Source organism: Micromonospora sp. NPDC050495 (assembly GCF_040655175.1).
Classification (GTDB): domain Bacteria; phylum Actinomycetota; class Actinomycetes; order Mycobacteriales; family Micromonosporaceae; genus Micromonospora.
Map to the genome: position 1 here is coordinate 1 of NZ_JBFAJK010000003.1, position 863 is coordinate 863.

1 protein-coding gene is annotated in these 863 nt (G+C 71.4%); it reads left to right on the forward strand.

Annotated features, from left to right (window positions below; translation table 11 throughout):
* Positions 1–751 (forward strand): ricin-type beta-trefoil lectin domain protein (locus AB0I11_RS05190; RefSeq protein ID WP_357313695.1); only part of this gene is annotated, 751 nt, incomplete at its 5' end.
* Between the last annotated feature and the right edge of the window lie 112 nt (positions 752–863).

Here is an 863-nt window from a genome sequence, read left to right on the forward strand (position 1 = left end):
GACCCACTTCACCGGCGGCAGCTCCCTGCCCGGCAACTTCCAGACCACCCTGTCCAGCTTCGCCGCCCTCGGCGTCGACGTCGCCCTCACCGAGGTCGACGTCACCAACGCCTCCACCACCCAGTACGCCGGCCTCACCCAGGCCTGCATCAACGTGCCCCGCTGCATCGGCATCACCGTCTGGGGCGTCCGCGACAGCGACTCCTGGCGCTCCAACGAAAACCCCCTGCTCTTCGACGGCGGCGGCAACAAGAAGGCCGCCTACAACTCCGTCCTCAACGTCCTCAACAGCGCCGGCCCGACCACGAGCCCGACCTCGAGCCCGACGGGTGGCGCCACCTCGTCGCCGACGTCCTCGCCCACCAGCAACCCCGGCGGGGCGAAGCGGATCGTCGGCGCCCAGTCCGGCCGGTGCATCGACGTGCCCAACTCGTCGCAGAGCAACGGCACCCGGGTGCAGCTCTACGACTGCCACGGGCTGGCCAACCAGCAGTGGACCCTCACGTCCAGCCGGCAGCTGACCGTGTACGGCAGCATGTGCCTGGACGCCGCCGGCTCCGGCAACGGCTCGGCCGTGCAGATCTACAGCTGCAACGGTCAGTCCAACCAGCAGTGGAACGTCAACTCCAACGGCACCATCACCGGTGTCCAGTCCGGACGCTGCCTGGACGTCTGGGGCACCAACAACGGCCAGCAGGTCCAGATCTATGACTGCAACGGCCAGGCCAACCAGCGGTTCAGCCTGAGCTGATCCGCCGCGTCGACCGCGGTGTGGGGGGGGCGGGCGCCCCCCCCCGGGGGGGGGTGCGGGCCGGGCGCGCCCGGCCGGCCCCGGCGGCCCCGGCGTGTCGTCGGCCACCCCC